The sequence below is a fragment of the Bacillus sp. SRB_8 genome (assembly GCF_003264205.1).
Lineage (GTDB): Bacteria > Bacillota > Bacilli > Bacillales > Bacillaceae_G > Bacillus_A > Bacillus_A mycoides.
Genome location: NZ_NADT01000018.1, coordinates 755,077 through 767,876 on the forward strand (window position 1 = coordinate 755,077; position 12,800 = coordinate 767,876).

Consider the following 12,800-nt stretch of genomic DNA (forward strand, 5'->3'; position numbering starts at 1 on the left):
CCCCTTACTTATGAATACGAACTGACACATTCATTCCAGGAACAATATTTACTGATTTACTATGATCTAAAGAAACTTTAACTGGTACAACTTGCTTTACTTTCGTATAGTTCGCTGTTGCGTTACTTGATGGTAACATCGAGAATGTATTCGCTGTTGTTAATCCAACTTGTTCTACTTTTCCCGTTAACGTTGTATCTGGGTATGCGTCTACATACACATCTACTGTTTGACCTTTTTGAACATCATCAATATTTGTTTCTTCAATATTTGCTGTTACCCATAAATTGCTCATATCAAATGCATAAGCAATTGGGCTACCTGCCCCAACGAACGCATTAGTTGTTGCATTTGACTGTACAACTGTTGCATTTTGCGGAATTGTTACATCTACTGTTTGCTCACCATTTGCTCCTGCTACAGTAACCGCACCTAATTTATCGTTCTCATTGTAATTTTTTCCGACTTCAGCTTTCCAGTCTGTTAATTTACCTGCTACTGGTGATGCAATTGGGATTACTTTCCCATCAATCTTTGCATTTTCTGTTTTTAAATAGTTTTCCGCTTGATTGTAATAGTAATAACCGCCAATACCGCCGCCAACTAATACAATTAATGTGATAATGTTGATAATTACCATTCTTCGAAACTGATTCATTGCATTCCTCTCCTTATATCGCATATAATTTTTTCCTAAACTATTTACATCCTTAGTGTTTATATTGTTTAATTGTTAATTATATTAACCTTTAAACAAAAAAAGCACACCTTTTACGACGCAAACTATGTTTTGTCTGCATCCTAGCGGTGCTGATTTCTAAAGGACTATCGTTTATAATTATAAATAATTATCCCGAATCTACAACCAACAATTTAAACCTATATGTTGTTTAAACAACATTACACTATACATGTGTTGTTTAAGGTTAAAAAATTAAACGAGGTGAAGTAAAAATGTCTATTAAAAATACAAATGATCCACGTGTAAAACGAACGAGACAACTCATACAGGATGCTTTTGTCGCTTTAGTAGGCGAAAAGGGCTTCGAAAATGTAACTGTGCAACATATCGCGGAACGCGCTCCTGTAAATCGTGCTACATTTTATAGCCATTACCATGATAAATATGATTTATTAGAAAAAAGCATAGAAGAAATGTTAGAAAAACTAGCTGCAGTAATTAAACCACAAAATCGAAATAAAGAAGATTTTCAGCTCACTTTTGATTCACCGCATCCAACTTTTTTAGCTTTGTTTGAGCATATTGCAGACAATACTAATTTCTATAACGTTATGCTCGGCGATAAGGCAGCTGGAAACTATTCTTATAAAATGATGAAAACAATTCAAACACATTTAACATTAAGCCTATCTATTTCCCAGCCAGATGATGAAGACCTTATGGTCCCTCGTGATATTCTTATTAGTTATGTTACAGGCGCTCATATCGGAATGATTATGTCATGGTTAAAAAGAGGCATGATTTATACCCCACATTTCATGGCAATGCAATTAACTCGCTTAATTATTTTAGGAGCTCATACTGCAGCAGGATTAGAAAGACCGTTTTAAAAATGGAAAAAGCGAAGGAGGTTATCCTTCGCTTTTTTCTATTAATTAAATGTAATGTTATGTACAGCCTCTTTATCAAGACGTTTAATAACTTCTACAATTAACTTCACTGCGTTTTCATAATCATCACGATGTAACATCGCTGCATGAGAATGAATGTAGCGTGTCGCAATCGTAATTGCCATAGATGGGATACCATTTACAGAAATGTGAATTGCTCCTGCGTCCGTTCCCCCGCCCGCTACAGAATCATACTGATATGGAATTTGTAATTCATCCGCAACATCAACAACGAAATCACGTAAACCTGTATGACCAATAACAGAAGCATCATATAGAATGATCTGCGGACCATCACCCATTTTACTTTGTGCTTCTTTTGCCGTTACACCTGGTGTATCACCAGCAATACCTACATCTACTGCGAATGCGATATCTGGCTTAATATAGTTTGCAGATGTTTTCGCACCACGAAGACCAACTTCTTCTTGTACAGTCCCAACGCCGTATACAACGTTTGGATGCTTTTCATCTTTTAATTGTTTTAATACGTCAATTGCAATTGCACAACCAATTCGGTTATCCCATGCTTTTGCAAGTAACATCTTTTCATTCTTCATCACTTGGAATTCGAAGTACGGTACAACTTGATCCCCTGGTCGGATGCCCCACTCCATCGCTTCTTCTTGGCTAGAAGCACCAATATCGATGAACATGTCTTTAATTTCAACTGGCTTTTTACGAGCTTCTGGAGGTAAAATGTGCGGTGGTTTTGAACCAATTACACCTGTTACATCTCCTTTACGCGTTACAATCGTTACGCGCTGTGCAAGCATAACTTGCGACCACCAGCCACCCACCGTTTGGAAACGAAGGAAGCCTTTGTCATCAATTTGCGTAATCATAAAGCCGACTTCATCTAAATGACCTGCAACCATAATTTTCGGGCCGTTTTCTTCCCCAACTTTTTTCGCAACTAAACTTCCTAAATTGTCAGTAGAAAGTTCATCTGCAAACGGCTCAATATATTTCTTCATTACTTCACGTGGTTCGCGCTCGTTACCCGCAATACCGCGTGCGTCTGTTAATTCTTTTAGCATTGTCAATGTCTCGTCTAATTTTATCATTGCCAACACCCTCCTTTTTCTTCAGTCACTTTATTATACAAAAGGAAATTGAAATATTCAAAAATTAAATTAGTATCCTTGTGTTTGACGCTGATGATTTACTTCATTTTTATCTAAATATGCTTTTTCAATTTCATCTTGTTCAAATTCAAGCGCTTGTCCAAGGCGAAGATAGCTTGTAAATAGTTCAATATAGTTCGTAATAGAAGGTTGATCTGTAAAACGAATTACTTTCGCATATGTGTCTAAGAAAATTTCCACTTGTGTTTTATTCGTTTGCGCACATTTATAGAATAAGAAGTTTTTATCAATTCCTAAATCGATTCCGATTGATAAAATAAAATGTAAACCATCTACGTATTCTTCTAATATTACTTCACGTTCTGAAGCTGGTTTATTGCTCCAATATTTAAAACAACGTGTTTCATTTGCAAGTTCTCCAATTTCTACAAGAAGAGCTAACATTTTTTCTTTTAACAATTTTTTCGGTTGTAAGTCATGTTCTTTCACAATACGGTCATCTAATTCTTTTTGTAATTTAAATAGTTGTAGTAAGTCCATTCTATTGTCCTCCTCCAACATCGCATTTTCCGCAACAATGTTGTTTCATCTCAAAGTTCATTATTATTTTTCGTTTCTTATTAACAAGTCAGCTACCTACATCTTTATAAAGATAGCTTGTCCTTAATTTGCAAATACGTTTCAATCATCACTCATATATTGTTCACTTGATGAAAGTTCCATATCATCTTTCCATTATAGCAGTGTCGTTTCTGCTAGGAAAGATGCACTTCTCACGAATGAGTTCAAATAAAGTGAAACTTTAATAAGTGGGGGGTTTTGTTCATCCCCACTTATTATTAGCCTTCACCAATCGGGCTTTTACGGGCAGTTGATCTCCCACCTAACTTCTTTGCTCCAGCTGAATTTTGAGGTGGGAGTTTTACTGCCCGTTAATGCGGGATAAAAAAAGTCAGGAGGATTCTCCTGACTTTATATATATATTCTTTTATATCGCTATAGCTTTTATATTGATTTTGTCATATCGATAACGACACGTCCGTTAATCTTTCCTACTTTCATGTAAAAGTCTCCACGTTATCGTTACAAAAATTCTTACAAGCACATCTTAATATACTTGAGCAAGAAATAACGATAATAAGTGGCTGATTTTACAATAAATACAAATAAAAAAACCTTAGAAGAAAATCTTCTAAGGTTTTAAACAATTAGTTAATGTTGTTTTTTGCAACTGTTGCTAATTCAGCGAAAGCTTTTTCGTCATGAACAGCTAAGTCAGCAAGCATCTTGCGGTTAACTTCGATGCCAGCATTTTTTAAACCGTGCATTAAGCGGCTGTAAGAAAGACCATTCATACGAGCTGCTGCGTTGATACGTGTAATCCATAATTTACGGAAGTCACGTTTCTTTTGACGACGGTCACGGAATGCATACATTAGAGATTTCATAACCTGTTGGTTAGCAACCTTAAATAATGTACTCTTAGAACCGTAGTAACCTTTTGCTAATTTTATAACTTTTTTACGACGTTGACGAGTAACTGTACCACCTTTTACTCTTGGCATAATATTACCTCCTAGTTTGTTCTATATATCAGCCGAACTTATTTTAAGTTGTCAAGCATTTGACGAATGCGTTTGAAGTCACCAGCGCTAACTACACCAGCTTTACGTAGTTTACGTTTAGCTTTTGTAGATTTGTTAGCGAATAAATGGCTTGTGTAAGCGTGAGAACGCTTCAGTTTACCAGATCCAGTCTTTTTGAAACGCTTTGCAGCGCCGCGATGAGTTTTTTGTTTAGGCATAGGTATTTCCTCCTCTATCTATTACTTATCGTTTTTCGGTGCTAAAACTAAGAACATACTACGTCCTTCCATTTTAGGCTTAGATTCAATTGTACTAACTTCAGCACAAGCTTCTGAGAAGCGATCTAAAACACGTTGACCGATTTCTTTATGAGTAATGGCACGTCCTTTAAAGCGAATTGACGCTTTAACCTTGTCGCCTTTCTCTAAAAACTTGACAGCATTACGAAGTTTTGTGTTAAAGTCATGTTCATCAATTGTTGGACTTAAACGAACTTCTTTCATGCTAATTACTTTTTGATTTTTGCGCTGTTCTTTTTCTTTCTTCTGTTGCTCAAAGCGGAATTTACCGTAGTCCATAATGCGGCATACTGGTGGTTTCGCATTTGGAGCAACCAATACTAAATCAAGATTAAGACCTGCAGCTAAGTCTAAAGCGTCATTACGAGACTTGATTCCAAGTTGATCGCCGTTTGCGCCAACTAAGCGTACTTCACGTGCACGAATTTGCTCGTTAATCATCATATCCTTGCTAATAGTAAGCCACCTCCAAGGTTTTCTTAGAATACGTTTTGCAATTGTAGAACCCGAACAAAAAAAGTGCGGGCACACGGCACCCACACTTGTAATATCTTTAGTAAGAAATACATTTACCTGCTAACTGCGAATGCGTCCATCAGGTGAGAAGCGGGTGCTTCTACTTGTCAAAACCATATTCTATTATCCTTGATGAGTTTATCATAGGACATGACGTCTGTCAAGAAGACGCGATGTGTTTTACTAACAACAAGAAATATTGTAACAAACAACCAGCATACTTGCAATACTTTTTTATGATAAGTATTGTTTGGTTATTTTTTCTAGATTTTCTTTTTTATAATACATAAAAAAGCCGCGGTATACCGCGGCTCTTTCTTATCGTTTTCCTTCTACCTTAATCATGTCAACAAACGCATCTAATGCGATTGTTTCTGATTTTTGTTCACCATATTTACGTACGTTAACGCCATTTTCAGTAACTTCATTGTCACCTACTACAAGCATGTACGGAATCTTTTGCATTTGTGCTTCACGGATTTTGTAACCAATTTTCTCTTCACGAGTGTCTAATTCAACACGGATACCAGCACGTCGTAATTCATCTTGTACTTTCTTCGCATAGTCTAAATGTACTTGCGGAGAAACTGGAATTACTTGCGCCTGAACTGGAGCTAACCAAGTTGGGAATGCGCCTTTGTATTCTTCAATTAAGAAGGCTACGAAACGTTCCATAGTTGATACAACACCACGGTGAATTACAACTGGACGATGTTGTTTACCGTCTTCACCAACGTAAGTTAATTCAAAGCGTTCTGGAAGTAAGAAGTCTAATTGTACAGTTGAAAGTGTTTCGTCTTTTCCAAGAGCAGTACGAACTTGAACGTCAAGTTTCGGACCATAGAATGCCGCTTCACCTTCAGCTTCATAGTAATCAAGACCCATTTCATCCATAGCTTCTTTTAACATACCTTGTGCTTTTTCCCACATCTCATCATCAGCATAATACTTTTTAGTATCTGCTGGGTCACGATAAGATAGACGGAATGAATAGTTTTCTAAACCAAAATCTTTGTACACTTCTAACGTTAAGTTTACAACACGTTTTAATTCTTCTTTAATTTGATCTGGACGAACGAAAATGTGCGCATCATTTAAAGTCATTCCGCGTACACGTTGTAATCCAGATAATGCTCCAGACATTTCATAGCGGTGCATTGTTCCAAGTTCCGCAATACGGATTGGTAATTCACGGTAGCTGTGAATATCATTTTTATAAACCATCATATGGTGAGGGCAGTTCATTGGACGAAGAACTAACTCTTCATTATCCATTTCCATTGATGGGAACATGCCATCACGGTAATGGTTCCAGTGACCAGAAGTTTCATAAAGCTCTCTACTTCCTAATACTGGAGTGTATACGTGATCATAGCCTAAGCTTGCTTCTTTATCAACGATGTAACGCTCGATAATACGGCGAATTGTTGCACCTTTTGGTAACCAAAGTGGTAACCCTTGTCCTACTTTTTGGCTATTAGTAAATAGTTTTAACTCTTTACCTAATTTACGGTGATCGCGCTCTTTCGCTTCTTCAAGCATACGTAAGTGCTCATCTAATTCTGCTTTCTTAACGAATGCAGTACCGTAAATACGTTGTAACATTTTATTATTGCTGTCGCCGCGCCAGTAAGCACCTGCAACACTTAATAATTTAAATACTTTAATTTTCCCTGTAGATGGAAGATGAACACCACGGCATAGGTCGAAGAATTCGCCTTGCTCATAAATTGAAATAACTGCATCTTCTGGAAGATCGTTAATTAAATCTAATTTTAACTCATCGCCGATTTCTTCAAAGCGACGAAGTGCTTCTGCACGTGGTACTTCATGACGAACGATTTCTAAGTTTTCGTTCACGATTTTTTGCATTTCTTTTTCGATTTTCTTGAAGTCCTCAACTGTAATTGCTTCTTCCATATCAATATCGTAGTAGAAGCCATTTTCGATTACTGGACCAATGCCAAGCTCAAGCTTAACATCTTTATATAAACGTTTTAACGCTTGTGCTAAAAGGTGAGCTGTTGAGTGGCGTAAAATATATAAGCCATCTTCAGAATCTAATGTAATAATAGAAACTGCACCATCTTCTTCGATTGGTGTAACAAGATCGATCATCTCATCGTTTAATTTTCCAGCCACAGCTTTTTTCTTTAAGCCTGGGCTAATAGAAGCTGCGATTTCTTCAGTTGTTACTCCTTTTGGAAACTCCTTCACAGCTCCATCAGGGAAAGTAATTTTAACTACATCTGCCATCACTGGTCACTCCTCTTTTTTTTCAAAATAAAAAACACTCATCCCATAAAAAGGGACGAGTGTTGAATTCGTGGTTCCACCCTTGTTCCAATTAACCTTATTGTTAATTGCTCAAGTTCAACATAACGGTGTTGTCCGTTAGCAATTACTAGAAAAACGTTCACTGCTAAAGTTTAGAGGTGGTAAGTAATAATCCCGTACTAGGAAGCTCGCACCCTAAGGCTTCCCTCTCTGAAAATCGTAGATAACTACTCATGTCCTCATCATGACATTTCAATATATTTCATTTATGTAGGTAATTATATGCTCAAAAACTTAGAAAATCAAGGGCGTTACCTTTATTTTTTAAATTTTTCACATTGCGCTCAAACTCATGCAAACCATGTAATTGGACCCGTTCCTGAAATACATTTCGCAAAGTAACAATCATGTTATGATCTTGTTCTTTCGTATATAAATAAATCTTTTTCGGCGAAATAGAAAGAAGTGGTGCAATTACTTTCGTATCGATATATACATCCTGTTTCTTTAATAATTCTTCATCTATATATTGAACCAATTTCTCCTGTTTTAAACGCCTACCTTTATCATCATAGAAAATAAAACTTTCATCAAAAATAAGATGTACACAGGACAAACGTGATTTCCGGCTACTTACTTGTTGGCGAAGTGTCTCAATGAATATTTGGTATTCCTGCTCCATCTTATACTCATCAATTGCAACTTCAGCAAGCTTAGTTACCATTTCCCTATATGTACGAAGACGAAAACGAACGTATGATGAAAACGAGAATGAGAGCGGATCACAAAGCCAATCATTCAAAGACGACGCAATATAAGATTCAAATTTTTGACGTGTTAAATCACTAGCTACTCCTTTTCTTCTTTCCTTTAAAATCTCATGTGCCATATGCAATATTTGATGACACTCTTCTTGTTCTTCATAAAAAAACTTTTCCTTTAAAATGGTATGAATCCATTCATTTTGTTTCACATTCATAATGAAATATAGTAATACTGGCAATAAAATCTTTTCAATATAATTTGATTCACATAATGGTATATGAATAACAACCTTTTGTTCATTTAAATATACACTTGTTTCCTTATATAAGGATTCTGTTCTTTTCGTTAGTTGTCTGTATACGTACACAGCATCATTTTTTTCTTCGAAGCAAATTTCAATCACTTTTGTCCCCCCTTTTATCCCCGCTCTAAAGGATTGCATCTATACGTTACAAATCCTATAAGAGTCCGATCTATGGAAGTTCACTCTTAGTAGAAACCTATCTCCCATCGTTAGAACATCCACTCGATATGGCTTGCTAATTTTATATATATTAAGGGAGGGAGAAAAAAATGATACAAGCTACTCTGAAAAAATGATTAAAATAAAGTGAAACTTTAATCAGTGGAGGTTTTGTCCATCCTCCACTGATTATTAGCCCGCACCAATCGGGCTTTTACGGGCAGCAGGGCTCCCACCTAACTTCTTTGCTTTACAGCCGAATTTTGAGGTGGGAGTCTTACTGCCCGCCAATAGCGGGATAAAAAAGAGCAAGCTTCTCAGCTCGCTCTTTACTTATTACGACGATTTTTCCCGCCAATTGGGATTGGCTTCGCTAAATATTTAATTCGTTCCATAATACGGGCCGCTTTCATCTCTTCTGCTTCACCGCGCTGTGTATACGTTAAATGATGTTCCAACTGTTTGAAATCAAAGTTAGATGTAAAGAACGTCGGTAAGTTTTCCAACATACGGAATTGCAAGATTGCACCGAGTACATCATCACGTACAAAACTTGACATCGCTTCTGCCCCGATATCATCTAACATTAATACTTGTACACGTTTGACAGCATCAATCTTTCCGCTAATCGAATTATCTTGAATCGAACTTTTGATTTCACGTAAAAATTCAGGGAAGTATACGAGCATCGAACTAATTTTCTTTCGCGCAAGCTCATTTGCAATTGCCCCTAAAAGATACGTTTTCCCTACACCAAATTTACCGTACAAATATAAACCTTGTGCTTTTTTACCTGGTTCGTATGTGTTTAAAAATTCATTCGTTGCACCTATTGCATCAATACGTGCATCTAAATCTGAAGGGTCTAAATTTTCCATAGTTGCCTGCAAAATGTCAACTGGCATATATACACTTTGAACGAGTTTTTCATATTTTTTTCTCTCATCATATGCTACTTTTCTAATACAACGATCGTATTGAATATCAATCATCTTACCTTGAATGACGAGCTTCGGCTCATATCCTTGTAGCATATTTTTACATGACCCTAAATCTGGACAATCCGCACACCCTACACTTTGTCCAATATATTCATATAACTTCACAAGACTTCGTTCAATCATAGAAGTCGTTACTTCACCTTTATGTTCGTCTATAAATTCTTTCACACGAGGGTGCGCCATCACTTCTGCCTTTAAGACTTCATATCTATTTTTAAAGTTTTTATTTTCCATTAATTTCGTAAATGAATTTTGAATATGCTCCATTTTCTCACCTCAAAGAGCGTTCATTTTCTTTTATTAATCACGCTTATATTTTTTCAATACTTCTTCTAATCGTTTCCGTTCATCTTCTAACGTACTTGCATCTTTTTTCGCACTTACGTCATTTTTTGCAGGTTCTTTCTCTTCTTCTTTCGACTCTTCTTTAAGCCAATCTGGCACCATTTCTTTTCGCACTGTTTTCTTCGCTGTACGACCTTTTTTCTTCGTCTCAGCCCACTCTTGATATTGACGATTCTCTTCTTTCGCTAGCGCCATCGCCTCGCCTACTGTACCGACCTTTTTTCGCGCCCAATGTCCAGCAATCTTCTCGACATACGTTTTAGCAAGCTTCATATCTGAGCGTAGCATAACGTAATAAATAAGTACATTCACAACCCCTGGCGTTAACTTTTGATTTATCATTACATCCTCAACGATTTGCAAGTCCGCTTTCGTCGCCTCTGCACCGCCTGAAATCTCTTTCAATAGTTGTTTTGGCGAGATTTCCTCTAACTGTTTCATTAGCATCTCTTCTTGCGTAGATGGCTCTTTCTCTTTCATTGTACGAGCAGCATGAGGTTGCACTCTTTCACTTAATACAGGTAACGCTTGACCATTTTCGAATTGATACCAATCGCGTGCTCCCTTCCGAAGCCTTTCGATATCAATTGTTTGCACTTCTGTCACTGCGCCAAGAACGATATTTTGCATCGATAACACATCCACACCGTACACATAAGCGAGTGTAATAACACATTCTCTCACTTGATCTGTAATCGCCTTTTTAGGAACAAGGGCTGATAGTCCGTCTACAAATAACGAGAAATCAAAGAAATCGTTCCAAACTTTCGGAGCATCCCCATTCTCGTTACTTGGCATAATTGTCGTTTTCGGGATACGCAGTTCTTCTTGCGCATATTCAAACTGACCTGGGTTAAACGAATCAAATATATCGTTGAAGGAGCGCGTAACATTTTCATAAGAAGCAAAATCGAATTCTTCTTCTAAGAAATATTGCTTTACTTGGTTGTATTTTGTCCGACTCAAGCGATTATATAAAAAGATACTTAAAACAATATCATCAAAAAACTGCTTCGGAGATAAAGGTGGTTGCAATTCATATATAAACATCCGAATATCTTTTTCTTTCTTAATATATACATTTAAAAGACCAATCGCTTCTAACTTTACTCGTTCCCCATATATTTCAGGAAGTTGCATTTGCATAGTCACCATAAGGGAGTGATGTGTATTCTCTTTTCCAAACACACGATCTTGCTCTAACTCTCCCCATAGTGTCATGTATAAGCTAAAAGCTCTACTACCTATTAACGGCTGATACAACATCGTTAATACTTTCCGGTCGTAATTATGTAACAACCCTTTCGCACTTACTTTATAACGATCAATCGGCAATAGCTCCATCCATGACTGTTTTTCCATTCTTGCTTTTCCTTTCTCTCATCCAATCTAGCCTACATTTCACTCGTTCTATCTTTATTATATAATTTATTAGCGAAAAAGAGCTATTAGCTTCCGCTTCTAGCTCTCTTATCTCGTTTACTTACAGTATATAAAGAGATTCCTTCTACTCTCTCTCTTTTTGCAGTATATCTTTTAATTCTTCAATAAATACATTTAAATCTTTAAATTGACGATACACAGAAGCAAAACGTACGTAAGCAACATCATCAATATCACGAAGTTCTTCCATAACAATTTCACCAATCATATCACTTTTCACTTCTGATATACCTAAGTTACGAAGTTCACGCTCCACACTTTGTGTTACTTCCTCTAACTGCCTTAAAGATACAGGTCTTTTTTCACACGCTTTAATTAAACCGCGTAAAATTTTCTCTTTATTAAACTCTTCTCGTGTTCCTTCTTTTTTAACAACGATAAGAGGTGATTCTTCTACTCTTTCAAATGTCGTAAAGCGACTTAAACAACTTTCACACTCTCTTCTTCTTCGAATAGAGCGCCCCTCGTCTACCGGACGCGAATCTAACACTCTTGTTCCATTATGAAAACAGGATGGACAACGCAATTCATTCACTCCTTTACACTATAATCTTTATTCTTTCGCTACTCACCTACATGTGAAAATATATATACAATATTATATAACTCATTCTTCTACAATGACCACTCTAAGTTATTACATATCGTGATCCTATTTTATATAAACTAAAAAAGAGGTGCATTATACACCTCTTTACATTTTAAATCAATTATGTTCTTTTTTAAAGAGCTTTTGTTTCTCTCTGCTTAATTTCGAAGCTACCAGTGCCTCGAGGAAGCTCGATGCTCTCACGCGTTTTCGCGTTTAAACCTTCTGCAATATATTCTGCAGCAACATTTGGATCAATACGATCCCCACAAGTATAAACATCAATACTTGCGTAACCGTGCTCCGGAAAGCTATGAATTGTTAAATGTGATTCCGAGATAATTACTACTCCACTTACACCTTGCGGTGCAAATTTATGAAAAGCAACCTCACGTACTTCAGCACCAGCTCTTAGTGCTGCATCCACAAATAATTGTTCAATATACGGCATGTCATTAAGCTTGTCGAAATCGCAATCCCAAAGTTCAGCAATCACGTGACGACCCATCGTATCCATAGTATCCATTCTACAGTTCCCCCTTGTAAATTTATTCTAACTGTTCGAATTGAAAACTAATTTGCAATTTGGCTTGCTCCACTACCACGGGGGAAAGTTAGTCCAGAGAGGTCCTAACCCTTTAAGTAGTGACTACGTACCTCAGCTCTTAAGTTTACGAGTGTTAGTATACTTTGTTTATTTTCATTTTGCAACAACAGTTTTTTCGATTTTCTGTCATATTTTCCTCTTTACTTTTCCCTAAAAAAGATTAATGATTCACGAATACAGTAATCCCAA

The 12,800-nt window shown here is 36.7% G+C and carries 13 protein-coding genes and 2 other annotated features; of the genes, 1 reads left to right on the forward strand and 12 read right to left on the reverse strand.

Features of this window, described 5'->3' with window-relative positions; genetic code table 11:
• Nucleotides 1-4: 4 nt before the first annotated feature.
• Complete coding sequence (locus tag B5P40_RS14025) at nucleotides 5-658, reverse strand: HlyD family secretion protein (protein WP_002190842.1); 654 nt, start codon at nucleotides 656-658, stop codon at nucleotides 5-7.
• Between the two features lie 296 nt (nucleotides 659-954).
• Between B5P40_RS14025 and B5P40_RS14030 the strand changes: the two genes are divergently transcribed.
• Entirely contained in the window at nucleotides 955-1,572 is a 618-nt protein-coding gene (locus B5P40_RS14030) for a TetR/AcrR family transcriptional regulator (RefSeq protein WP_002015467.1), read from the forward strand.
• 41 nt (nucleotides 1,573-1,613) lie between these two features.
• On the opposite strand, the gene B5P40_RS14035 is transcribed toward B5P40_RS14030, so the two are convergent.
• The 11 genes from B5P40_RS14035 to speD form a co-directional block, all read right to left on the reverse strand.
• Entirely contained in the window at nucleotides 1,614-2,699 is a 1,086-nt protein-coding gene (locus B5P40_RS14035) for a M42 family metallopeptidase (protein WP_002088917.1), read from the reverse strand.
• A 69-nt stretch (nucleotides 2,700-2,768) separates the two neighbouring features.
• Nucleotides 2,769-3,260, reverse strand: a complete 492-nt coding sequence (locus tag B5P40_RS14040) for a dUTP diphosphatase (RefSeq protein WP_002015469.1) — start codon at nucleotides 3,258-3,260, stop codon at nucleotides 2,769-2,771.
• 668 nt (nucleotides 3,261-3,928) lie between these two features.
• Nucleotides 3,929-4,285 (reverse strand): 50S ribosomal protein L20, encoded by a 357-nt coding sequence (gene rplT, locus B5P40_RS14050; RefSeq protein WP_001138364.1) that lies wholly within the window; start codon nucleotides 4,283-4,285, stop codon nucleotides 3,929-3,931.
• 38 nt (nucleotides 4,286-4,323) lie between these two features.
• Nucleotides 4,324-4,524, reverse strand: coding sequence for a 50S ribosomal protein L35 (rpmI, locus tag B5P40_RS14055; protein ID WP_001125945.1), 201 nt, complete (start codon nucleotides 4,522-4,524; stop codon nucleotides 4,324-4,326).
• A 21-nt stretch (nucleotides 4,525-4,545) separates the two neighbouring features.
• A complete protein-coding gene (gene infC / locus B5P40_RS14060) occupies nucleotides 4,546-5,049 on the reverse strand; it encodes a translation initiation factor IF-3 (protein WP_002015470.1) in 504 nt (167 codons plus the stop codon).
• A gap of 63 nt (nucleotides 5,050-5,112) precedes the next feature.
• Nucleotides 5,113-5,233: a sequence feature (ribosomal protein L20 leader region), on the reverse strand.
• 206 nt (nucleotides 5,234-5,439) lie between these two features.
• Entirely contained in the window at nucleotides 5,440-7,377 is a 1,938-nt protein-coding gene (thrS, locus tag B5P40_RS14065; protein WP_002190845.1) for a threonine--tRNA ligase, read from the reverse strand.
• Nucleotides 7,378-7,425: 48 nt separating this feature from the next.
• Nucleotides 7,426-7,653, reverse strand: a binding site (T-box leader).
• A gap of 31 nt (nucleotides 7,654-7,684) precedes the next feature.
• A complete protein-coding gene (gene ytxC / locus B5P40_RS14070; protein WP_002190846.1) occupies nucleotides 7,685-8,566 on the reverse strand; it encodes a putative sporulation protein YtxC in 882 nt (293 codons plus the stop codon).
• 389 nt (nucleotides 8,567-8,955) lie between these two features.
• Nucleotides 8,956-9,894: a primosomal protein DnaI gene (gene dnaI / locus B5P40_RS14075; protein ID WP_002015473.1), complete on the reverse strand. Its 939-nt coding sequence runs from the start codon at nucleotides 9,892-9,894 to the stop codon at nucleotides 8,956-8,958.
• Between the two features lie 33 nt (nucleotides 9,895-9,927).
• Nucleotides 9,928-11,334 (reverse strand): replication initiation and membrane attachment family protein, encoded by a 1,407-nt coding sequence (locus B5P40_RS14080; protein ID WP_113709340.1) that lies wholly within the window; start codon nucleotides 11,332-11,334, stop codon nucleotides 9,928-9,930.
• Between the two features lie 145 nt (nucleotides 11,335-11,479).
• Nucleotides 11,480-11,941 (reverse strand): transcriptional regulator NrdR, encoded by a 462-nt coding sequence (gene nrdR / locus B5P40_RS14085; RefSeq protein WP_001203686.1) that lies wholly within the window; start codon nucleotides 11,939-11,941, stop codon nucleotides 11,480-11,482.
• A 196-nt stretch (nucleotides 11,942-12,137) separates the two neighbouring features.
• Nucleotides 12,138-12,521 (reverse strand): adenosylmethionine decarboxylase, encoded by a 384-nt coding sequence (speD, locus tag B5P40_RS14090; protein ID WP_002003660.1) that lies wholly within the window; start codon nucleotides 12,519-12,521, stop codon nucleotides 12,138-12,140.
• Nucleotides 12,522-12,800 lie beyond the last annotated feature (279 nt).

Bases quoted from the DNA above. Each gene is read 5' to 3' on its own strand.
- B5P40_RS14025 (WP_002190842.1), bottom strand. From the start codon at position 658: ATGAATCAGTTTCGAAGAATGGTAATTATCAACATTATCACATTAATT.
- B5P40_RS14030 (WP_002015467.1), top strand. From the start codon at position 955: ATGTCTATTAAAAATACAAATGATCCACGTGTAAAACGAACGAGACAA.
- B5P40_RS14035 (WP_002088917.1), bottom strand. From the start codon at position 2,699: ATGATAAAATTAGACGAGACATTGACAATGCTAAAAGAATTAACAGAC.
- B5P40_RS14040 (WP_002015469.1), bottom strand. From the start codon at position 3,260: ATGGACTTACTACAACTATTTAAATTACAAAAAGAATTAGATGACCGT.
- rplT (WP_001138364.1), bottom strand. From the start codon at position 4,285: ATGCCAAGAGTAAAAGGTGGTACAGTTACTCGTCAACGTCGTAAAAAA.
- rpmI (WP_001125945.1), bottom strand. From the start codon at position 4,524: ATGCCTAAACAAAAAACTCATCGCGGCGCTGCAAAGCGTTTCAAAAAG.
- infC (WP_002015470.1), bottom strand. From the start codon at position 5,049: ATGATGATTAACGAGCAAATTCGTGCACGTGAAGTACGCTTAGTTGGC.
- thrS (WP_002190845.1), bottom strand. From the start codon at position 7,377: ATGGCAGATGTAGTTAAAATTACTTTCCCTGATGGAGCTGTGAAGGAG.
- dnaI (WP_002015473.1), bottom strand. From the start codon at position 9,894: ATGGAGCATATTCAAAATTCATTTACGAAATTAATGGAAAATAAAAAC.
- B5P40_RS14080 (WP_113709340.1), bottom strand. From the start codon at position 11,334: ATGGAAAAACAGTCATGGATGGAGCTATTGCCGATTGATCGTTATAAA.
- speD (WP_002003660.1), bottom strand. From the start codon at position 12,521: ATGGATACGATGGGTCGTCACGTGATTGCTGAACTTTGGGATTGCGAT.